This is a genomic window from Pseudorhodobacter sp., assembly GCF_030452865.1.
In the GTDB taxonomy this organism is placed as follows: Bacteria; Pseudomonadota; Alphaproteobacteria; order Rhodobacterales; family Rhodobacteraceae; genus Pseudorhodobacter.
On record NZ_JAKDLJ010000130.1, the window covers coordinates 1 to 8,440 of the forward strand.

General features: G+C 62.1%; 7 protein-coding genes and 1 pseudogene. 3 read left to right on the plus strand and 5 right to left on the minus strand.

Annotation, left to right across the window (positions count from 1 at the left end; genetic code table 11):
• Nucleotides 1-308: pseudogene (locus tag L0H65_RS09425) on the plus strand (EamA/RhaT family transporter); the annotation flags it as partial.
• Nucleotides 309-391: 83 nt separating this feature from the next.
• Here L0H65_RS09425 and L0H65_RS09430 read toward each other — a convergent pair.
• Complete coding sequence (locus tag L0H65_RS09430; protein WP_301458620.1) at nt 392-859, minus strand: GNAT family N-acetyltransferase; 468 nt, start codon at nt 857-859, stop codon at nt 392-394.
• Nucleotides 860-1,090: 231 nt separating this feature from the next.
• Here L0H65_RS09430 and smc point away from each other — a divergent pair, with 231 nt between their 5' ends.
• Complete coding sequence (gene smc, locus L0H65_RS09435; RefSeq protein WP_301458621.1) at nt 1,091-4,546, plus strand: chromosome segregation protein SMC; 3,456 nt, start codon at nt 1,091-1,093, stop codon at nt 4,544-4,546.
• A 67-nt stretch (nt 4,547-4,613) separates the two neighbouring features.
• Here smc and L0H65_RS09440 read toward each other — a convergent pair whose 3' ends face one another.
• The gene (locus L0H65_RS09440) at nt 4,614-5,510 is read right to left on the minus strand and encodes a glycosyltransferase family 2 protein (RefSeq protein WP_301458622.1); all 897 of its coding nucleotides are present in this window, start codon (nt 5,508-5,510) and stop codon (nt 4,614-4,616) included.
• Entirely contained in the window at nt 5,507-6,673 is a 1,167-nt protein-coding gene (locus tag L0H65_RS09445; protein ID WP_301458623.1) for a lytic murein transglycosylase, read from the minus strand. The genes L0H65_RS09440 and L0H65_RS09445 overlap by 4 nt, the downstream gene beginning before the upstream one ends.
• Nucleotides 6,674-6,951: 278 nt before the next feature.
• Here L0H65_RS09445 and L0H65_RS09450 point away from each other — a divergent pair, with 278 nt between their 5' ends.
• Nucleotides 6,952-7,302 (plus strand): hypothetical protein, encoded by a 351-nt coding sequence (locus L0H65_RS09450; protein ID WP_301458624.1) that lies wholly within the window; start codon nt 6,952-6,954, stop codon nt 7,300-7,302.
• A 38-nt stretch (nt 7,303-7,340) separates the two neighbouring features.
• On the opposite strand, the gene L0H65_RS09455 is transcribed toward L0H65_RS09450, so the two are convergent.
• Both L0H65_RS09455 and fmt read right to left on the minus strand, forming a co-directional pair.
• The gene (locus tag L0H65_RS09455; RefSeq protein WP_301458625.1) at nt 7,341-7,580 is read right to left on the minus strand and encodes a GlsB/YeaQ/YmgE family stress response membrane protein; all 240 of its coding nucleotides are present in this window, start codon (nt 7,578-7,580) and stop codon (nt 7,341-7,343) included.
• 90 nt (nt 7,581-7,670) lie between these two features.
• A partial coding sequence (gene fmt, locus L0H65_RS09460; RefSeq protein WP_301458626.1) for a methionyl-tRNA formyltransferase occupies nt 7,671-8,440 on the minus strand: 770 nt, incomplete at its 5' end.

Below are 8,440 nucleotides of genomic sequence, written 5' to 3' on the forward strand. Positions count from 1 at the left end.
TAGGCTTGCCATTCCTTGTGGCGATGCCACCGTTTGACGCGCTGATGATGGGTTTTTATTCCTCCCTCGCGCTCTTTGGGCATTACCTTTTGATTCGCAGCTATTCGGTGGCGGAGGCGAGCGCGTTGCAACCTTTCGCCTATCTGCAAATAGTGTTCGTCACCGTGATTGCGCTGGTTGTCTTTGATGAGACCTTGCGCATCAATGTGGTTGTCGGCGGCGCGGTCGTCGTGCTGGCGGGCCTGTTTACCGTCATTCGCAGCAGGCAGAAGGACCAGGGCAAGGCGATGCGGGTGTCGCAGCGTTAAAGCCTATCTGGTCATACATGAATCTCCAAACGCTGCCTGAAATCAAAGATTTCAACGCCTCAGGTGATGCCTGATGTCTCAGGTCAGACGGATTCGGGTTTGATCCTCTTGGTGAACACGAGCGAGGTCGGACCCTCGAACCCCGCGTGGGTCGTTGATCCGGTCTGCTCAAACCCCATTGCAAAGAAAATCGCGTGGTTTTCGACAAGTTCAATGCGGGATTGCAGTTCCAGCGCGGACAGACCAAGGGCGCGGGCGCGGGTTTCGGCGTGGGTGATCAAGGCATGGGCATAGCCTTTGCGCTGATAGGGCGGGTCAACCGAAAGGCGGCCCAAGTGCAGCGCATGGGCTTTGCGGGTCAGCACCATACAAGCGCGCGGCGGCGTGCCGATCACCCAGACCTCCCCCGGATGGGACGCGAGATCCTGCGCCTTCATCCGGTTGAGAGATGAGGGCGGGTCGATACGCCCTTCCATCCCGGCAAATGCCCGTCTGATCTGCGCCAGAAGCGCGTCCCAGTCATAGGGCTCATGCGGTTGAAACGGGGTCATGCGGGATTCCTTCATCTCAATGACTGTCCTTGGCACCAAGCGCCCGGTCAAGCGGAATTCGTGCTTTGTTACAAGACGTTTGTGCGGCAATCTGTTGACCTTGCCGCACCCGAAAGTTGCAAGATGTTGTGGATAACCGCCGTCCTGCCCCATAATGCAGGGTTAACGGCTTGACACATAGCGTGAGGATACCGACGATTGCGCAACTGACAGAATCAAGGTGCCTGTTCTTTGCGTTTCAACCGGCTGCGGCTCAACGGTTTCAAGAGTTTCGTCGACCCCACGGATTTGATTATCCATGAGGGGCTGACAGGCGTGGTCGGTCCGAACGGTTGCGGCAAGTCGAACTTGTTGGAAGCCCTGCGCTGGGTGATGGGGGAAAACCGGCCCACCGCGATGCGCGGCGGCGGCATGGAAGACGTGATCTTTGCCGGTACTGCCAGCCGCCCGGCGCGGCATTTTGCCGAAGTGGCGCTGGTGATCGACAATCAGGAACGGCTTGCCCCATCGGGTTTCAATGAGGCCGATACGATCGAGATTGCGCGGCGGATCACGCGCGACGCCGGGTCCGCCTACAAGGTGAACAGCCGCGACGTGCGGGCGCGCGACATTCAAATGCTGTTCGCCGATGCCTCCACCGGGGCGCATTCGCCTGCGCTGGTGCGGCAGGGCCAGATTGCGGAACTGATCAACGCCAAGCCGAAATCGCGCCGCCGTATTCTGGAGGAAGCGGCCGGGATTTCCGGGCTGTATCAGCGCAGGCATGAGGCGGAGTTGCGGCTGACCGCGACCGAAACCAATCTTTCCCGCATTGATGACGTGTTGGAGGCATTGGCGGTGCAGCTTGGAACGCTTGCCCGGCAAGCCCGTCAAGCCGCCCGCTACCGCGAGATCGGCACCGAGTTGCGCCGCAGCGAAGGGATGCTTTTGTTCCGCCGCTGGCGGGAGGCGGATATCGCGGTGCTGGAGGCCGAAACCCAGTTGCGTGACCGTTTGGTGCAGGCGAGCAAAGCCGAAACCCTGTCGCGAGTGGCCGAAGATGCCCGCGTGAAAGCGGAGGCCGCCCTGCCGCCCAAACGCGAGGAGGAGGCGATTGCGGGGGCGATCCTGCAACGGCTGAGCGTGCAGCGCGATACCCTAGCCGATACCGAAGCCCGCGCGATGCAGACCATTGAAACCCTTCGCGGCCGCATTGACCAACTCACCCGCGATATGGAGCGGGAAGCCGGATTGAACCGCGATGCCCTCGACACGATTGAGCGGCTGGAGTGGGAGGCGGAACAGCTTTCCCGCGCGACCGAAGGCCATGACGACAAGCTGCGCGATGCGGCGGATGCTGCACGCGAAGCGGGGGCGCTGCTGACAGACCGTGAAGGTGGCATGTCGGAAATGACCGAAGATGTTGCGCGGCTTGCGGCCCGTCATCAATCGGGGCGACGCTTGCTGGTGGATACTCAAAACACGGTGGAAAAGGCGGAGGGCAACGCAGCCCGCGCGCGCGAAACCGCTGTTGAGGCGCAAGAGGCCGAAGCGCGCGCCGCCGAAGGTTTTGAAGCCGCCGAAATCGCGCAAGAGGAAGCCGCCGCCCTGGCCGAAGCCACCGAAGACGCGTTGGAGTCCGCCGAGGAGGCCCGCGCCGAAGTACAGGGCCGCGAAGCCGATGCCCGCGCGATGCGCTCCGAAGCGGAGGGCGAGGCGAATGCCCTGCGGGCCGAGGTTGCGGCTTTGGCGCGTTTGGTGGAGCGCGAATCTGCCGCTGGGTCACAGGTAATGGACCTGTGCCGAGTAGAGCCGGGATATGAGGCGGCGCTGGGTGCTGCATTGGCCGATGATTTGCGCGCCCCTGCGATTGCGGGCGATGCGGTTTCGGGCTGGGCCAGCTTGCCGGATTACGACGAAAACGCGGGCTTGCCCGCAGGGGCCACCGCTTTGGCCGCATGGGTCGCGGTGCCGGAGGTACTGCATCGCCGGATTGCGCAAATCGGTTTGGTGAGGCGTGATCAGGGCGCGGCTTTGCAATCCGCCCTGCGCCCCGGTCAACGCTTGGTCAGCGTAGAGGGCGATTTGTGGCGCTGGGACGGGTTCCGCGTTGGGGCGGATGACGCGCCCTCTGCCGCTGCGCTGCGGTTGAAGCAGTTGAACCGTTTGGTGCAGTTGAAGCGGGATCTTGAGGATGTCGCCGCCCGCGCCGATGGCGCAAGACTGGCGCATGAGCGGTTGCAGGCGCGGCTTGCCGAGCTGGCGCGCGCCGATCAGATCGCGCGTGATGCCCGCCGCTCTGCCGATGCCCGCGTGACCGGCGCCAACCGTGCCTTGGCGCGGGCTGAAGCCGACCGCTCCATCGCCGGGGGCAAGTTGGAAGCTGCGCGTCTGGCAGTCGCCCGCTTTGACCTTGAGGCGACGGAGGCGCGTGCGGCCCTGCGCGATGCTCGCAATGCCGTTGATACGCTGGCGGATCTTGACGCCGCCCGTGCGACGGTCGAGGCGCTGAAAACCACGGTGGAGGCGGCGCGGATCACCATGATGACGCGCCGTTCCGCCCATGATGAGTTGCGCCGTGAAGGGGAGGCGCGGCTGAAGCGGCGGCAAGAGGTGACGCAGGAAATCTCGGGCTGGAAGCACCGCTTGGAGACCGCTTCCAGCCGCGCGCAGGAACTCGCGGAACGCAAGACGCTGACCGAGGGTGAGTTGGTCGACGCGCAGGCAGCCCCCGAAGAAATCGCGATCCAGCGCGAGGATTTGGCAGATGCGCTGGACGCGGCAGAGTTGCGCCGCGCCAATGCCGCCGATGCGTTGGTGCAGGCGGAGGCCGCGCTGCGCGAGGCGACACTGCACGAGCGCGAAGCCGAACGTCTTGCGGGGGAGGCGCGAGAGGCCCGCGCCCGCACTGAGGCGCGGCAGGAGGCGGCGGTGGACGCGCGCGACGCCGCGACCCTGCGCATCCACGAGGAGTTGGATTGCGCACCGGAAAAGCTTCTGCAAACGCTGGATGTCGACCCCGACAGGATGCCGAATGTCGATCATCTTGAAACCGAGGTCAGCCGCCTGAAGCGCCAGCGCGAAGCATTGGGCGCGGTGAACCTGCGGGCCGAGGAAGACGCGAAATCGGTGCAGGAGGAGCATGACACGCTCGCCACCGAGAAACACGATCTGGAGGAGGCGATCAAGAAGCTGCGCGCAGGCATTGCCGGGCTGAATCGCGAAGGGCGCGAACGGCTTTTGACGGCGTTTGAGCAGGTGAACACCTCTTTCGGCACCCTGTTCACCCATTTGTTCGGCGGGGGCGAGGCACGGCTGGTGCTTGTCGAGTCTGACGATCCGCTGGAGGCAGGGCTGGAGATCATGTGCCAACCACCGGGCAAGAAGCTGGCGACGCTTTCGCTGTTGTCGGGGGGGGAGCAAACGCTGACCGCGATGGCGCTGATCTTCGCGGTTTTCCTTGCGAACCCCGCCCCGATTTGCGTGTTGGATGAGGTGGACGCGCCGTTGGATGACGCCAACGTCACGCGGTTCTGTGATCTTCTGGACGAAATGACCCGCCGCACCGAAACCCGCTTTCTGATCATCACCCACCATGCCGTTACCATGGCGCGGATGGATCGCCTGTTCGGGGTGACGATGGCGGAGCAAGGCGTCAGCCAGTTGGTCTCGGTCGATTTGAAGCGGGCGGAGGCGTTGGTGGCCTGACGGGGTGGTGGGTCGCGCCCAACCAACGGCCAATGCGCCGGGTGAATGCAAAACCGAGGTTTATGCGCTATGACCAACCCTGCGCCGTGATCCGGTCGCGCAAGCCGAGCTTTGCCTCCAACAACACACCCTCATCACCCAGGCGGCGGAGGGTGTCGGGTGTTGCGGTCTGGGTTTCTTGATAAAAGCGGTCAATTGCAGCATCATCCGCAGCCAGCAGCCATTCTTGCAGCGCAGGATTGTACTGATACGCCCCCCGCGTCAGCCGGAAATGCAGCCGGTCTTTCCAGCGCGCCGGGTCTTGGGCGTGAAAATGCAGCAGTGCGATGTTTTCGGTAAACTCACCACCGGGCACCCGCACACCGGCCCTGAAGGCACCGTGCAACCGAGGCTCAAACCGGGACAATCCGGTCCGGAAAAAGCACTTGCCTGCGGCGTGGGAGAGCACACCATGTGGCAGTAGCGCGGCATATTTGCTAAACGCGCGGGCGCGGGCATCGTGATTGCCGTCTCCGCGTAGGGCTGCGCGGAAATGGTTGGCGGTGAAGATGTCATCGGCAAGCGCCGCGTCATGCAACGCCTCCCACGGGGCCATGCGCAGCATCAGTTGTTCGGGCTGTGCGGTGTCAAGGATTTCGCCAATCGGGTAATTGGGCAAAAGATATTCATCTACGTCGATATGCGCGATCCAGGGCAAAGCGCCGGTCTTGTAAACCCGGTGCATGTTGCGGCCCTGCCGGTTCTGGTGACGCTCAGGCCGTTTGCCAATCAACCCCAGCCAATAGGCATCTGTGCAACGAAGGCAGGTGATACGCGGGTCGTCAAACGCGGCGGCGGCGGGGTCTTCCGGGTCATCAAAATGCAACCAGATATGGGCCGCGCCGAGGTCAAGGTGATAGGCGGCGAAGGCTTGCACCTGTTCCAGCGGCGCTTTGACGGTCGTACAGATTCCCCAATCGCTCATAGCTGGTTCAACAGATCATGCGTCGGCCAGGCATCGGCCGGAAGCCCTAGCCGTTGCTGCTCCTGTCGCACCGCATCACGGGTACCGCTGCCAAGAATGCCGTCGATGCCGCCGACATCGTAACCGCGCTGTTGCAGGCGTTCCTGCAAGGTCTTGGTATCCTCCAGCGAGAGTTGCGGGTCGGGATTGCCGGGGTTGAAGACCGCCGCTCCGGACAGCCGGTTGGCAAAATAGGCGGCGGTTGTGACATAAACAAAGCTCTGGTTCCATTTGAACAGAACGGAATAATTCGGATAGGCGATGAAGGCCGGGCCTTTGCGCCCTTCCGGCAGCAGGATCGAGGCGGGCAGATCTGCAAGCGTGCCTTCACGCGGTTTCACACCCATCGCCGACCATTCCGCAGCAGGACGCTGCGTTTTCAAGCCAGTCTGTGCCCAGTCAAGACTGTCGGGCAAGACCACCTCCTGCAGCCAGGGTTGCCCGGCTTGCCAGCCGAAATCATGCAGCATGCGCGCGCCCGACAGGATCGCATCCGGAACGGAGGTTTTCAGTGTCACCTTACCGTCGCCATCGCCATCAACTCCACGCTCCAGAATGTCGGCCGGCAGCATCTGGACCATGCCAATTTCCCCCGCCCATGCGCCTGTCGTGGTCGCGGGGTCAAAATCGCCCAACTGCCACAGTTTGGCCGCAGCGAGGAGTTGCGGCTGGAACAGGTCAGGTCGGCGGCAATCATGGGCGAGGGTGGCAAGCGCGTTGGCGGTGTTGTAATCGCCCTGGAAGGTGCCGAAATCCGTCTCAAACGCCCAGAACGCCAGAAGGATACCAGAGGGGATGCCGTAATCCTTTTGCGCACGGTCAAAAAGCGCGGCGTATTTACGCGCATTGGCGCGGCCGTTGTCGATCCGGTTCTGACTGATCAGGCTGCGGGCAAAGTCAGTGAAGGTTTTGCGGAACACACCCTGCGCGCGATCGGCTTTCAGGACTTTCGGGTCTTGTTGCAAATTGCCGAAAAAGCGCAGCGCGTCGGCGGCGGAAAGCCCTTGCGCCTGCGCCTCGGTTTGCATTGTGGTCAGGAATGCGGTGAAATTGCCGCCGCAGGGCGCGGCTACGGCGGGACTGACGAGGTTGGCAAGAAGGGCGAGCAAGGCAAGATGGCGCATCAGTTCCGTCCGTTGTCTATTTTTCGCCCAAGGTAGCAGGGAGACGCGGACTGGCAATGCCAAAGCGCTGCAATCACTTCGGCCGTGACCCGCATAAAGCCCCAAGCGCGGCTTCTGGGCGTTTCAGGCGGTGTCAATTTGCGCCGGGATGGGCGATTCTTCCGATATCGGCAACGTGACTTTTCGGTCGCGTGGATAATGCCATGCGTCGCTGTCAACGGCTTGTCTTGATTTTAACGCATTTGAGGTCACACTGGTCAGCAACGAAAGGACAGATCATGCTGGAGTTTCTGCCACAGGAGATTCGCGAAGGGTTGGAAGCCGCGACGTTGCGGAAACTGAAGCGGCGGTCCCGTTTGCGCGTACAGCTTGGTGACGCGGTATTCCCGATCCTGCGGATGTGGGAAACCGGGATCGCGCTTGATGCGGCACGAACGCCGCATCTGCGCGGGTTGATTGATATTTATGATGGGGCGAACCAGATTTTCCAATGTCTGATCGTGGCCTCCTCGGTTGAGAATGGGGAGGTGATCTGCGAATTCAAGCGCGCCACCCCGGTTTCGGAGAATGCGCCACTGGACTTCTGGCGTGATGAGAACGCCCCGGTCGCATATCTGCCTCGGCACTGAAAGGAAGCCGTTTCAGACGCTGTGCGATGGCATTGGACCTATTTGGACTTGTGGTTTTGCCACAAGCTGAGCAACAGCATCGCGCCGAGAGCGATTGAGAACAAAACCGCCATAAGCTCGATCACGGAAATAGGAAGTCGCAAGATTACCCAAGCGATAAACGCCCCTGCGATGCCAATGGCGATGGTCGTCGGCACATCAGCCTCAATCCGCATCATGCGACTTGCGAGAAATCCGAAAGCAGACCCTATGATGACGATGGCAAGAATCACGGGCATGGTGATGCTCCAGCAAACGGGTTGTGTGTTGCATAGCACGAAACGCGATCAAACCGAAAGCAAAGGCGCTGCGTGATCACCCTTTTGCGATCAGGACAAGGCTGACGGTAAAGGGAAACCGCGCAGGATGTCTGCTGCGGCCGCAGGGCGCTTGCCGGTTCGTTGCGCTTGCAGCACCTCCACGGCGCCGCTGCCACAGGCAATTTTGAAACCATGCAGAACCTGCCCCGGCGTGCCCTCTCCATCGGCAATGCGCGACCGCAACAGCTTCACCCGCTCGTCGCCCACTTCGCACCACGCACCGGGAAATGGCGAAAGACCCCGGATCTGACGGTCCACCGTTTCGCTGGATTGCGTCCAGTCAATCCGCGCCTCGGCTTTGTCGATCTTGGTGGCGTAGGTCACACCCGCTTCCGCTTGCGGCATCGGTGTGAGCTGGGGGAGATTTCCTAACACCTGTAGAATCAGTTCCGAACCCATGGTTGACAGCCGGTCGTGCAGATCGGCAGTGGTCTCCGTTTGCCCGATGGGCGTTTCGTGGCGCAGCAGAACGGGGCCGGTGTCCAGTCCCGCCTCCATCTGCATGATGCAGACACCGGTGGTTGGATCACCCGCCATGATGGCGCGGTGGATCGGGGCGGCACCACGCCAGCGCGGCAGCAATGAGGCGTGGATATTCAGGCAGCCATGCACCGGCGCGTCAAGAATATCTTGCGGCAAGATCAAGCCATAGGCGACAACGACAGCAACATCGGCGCCCAGATCGCGAAACCCCGTCACGGCGGCGGCGTCGCGCAGCGAGGTTGGCGTGCGCACAGGCAGACCAAGTGCCTCCGCCCGGGTTTGAACGGGGGAGGGGC

Bases quoted from the DNA above. Each gene is read 5' to 3' on its own strand.
- L0H65_RS09455 (WP_301458625.1), bottom strand. From the start codon at position 7,580: ATGCCCGTGATTCTTGCCATCGTCATCATAGGGTCTGCTTTCGGATTT.
- L0H65_RS09445 (WP_301458623.1), bottom strand. From the start codon at position 6,673: ATGCGCCATCTTGCCTTGCTCGCCCTTCTTGCCAACCTCGTCAGTCCC.
- L0H65_RS09450 (WP_301458624.1), top strand. From the start codon at position 6,952: ATGCTGGAGTTTCTGCCACAGGAGATTCGCGAAGGGTTGGAAGCCGCG.
- L0H65_RS09430 (WP_301458620.1), bottom strand. From the start codon at position 859: ATGACCCCGTTTCAACCGCATGAGCCCTATGACTGGGACGCGCTTCTG.
- L0H65_RS09440 (WP_301458622.1), bottom strand. From the start codon at position 5,510: ATGAGCGATTGGGGAATCTGTACGACCGTCAAAGCGCCGCTGGAACAG.